1 pseudogene is annotated in these 255 nt (G+C 77.6%); it reads left to right on the top strand.

What is annotated here, in order from left to right:
* A pseudogene (locus tag V9U69_RS13460) lies at window positions 1-255 on the top strand (MFS transporter); the annotation flags it as partial.

The raw sequence follows: 255 nt of genomic DNA, 5'->3' as shown, positions 1-255 counted from the left end.
TCCTCGCCGGCGGCACCGCCGCCTTCGTCCTGGGCGTGCCCCTGGGCACCTGGCTGGGCAGCCTGCTGGGCTGGCGCACCGCCTTCACCGCCCTCGCCGTCGCAGCGGTCCTGCTGGTGCTGGCCACCCCCCTCGTCCTGCCGGTGCTGCCCGCTCCACCCACACCCACCCGGCGCGAAGGCGCCGGGCCCGTGGGGCAGCGGCGGTACCGGGCCCGCGCCGGGCTCGGTGTGATCGCGGGATTCGTCCTGCTGA

Origin of the sequence: Kineococcus sp. G2 (genome assembly GCF_037154035.1) — a bacterium.
In the GTDB taxonomy this organism is placed as follows: domain Bacteria; phylum Actinomycetota; class Actinomycetes; order Actinomycetales; family Kineococcaceae; genus Kineococcus.
Note: the sequence above shows the minus strand (reverse complement) of the source record. Positions and strands in the feature narration are given on the sequence as shown.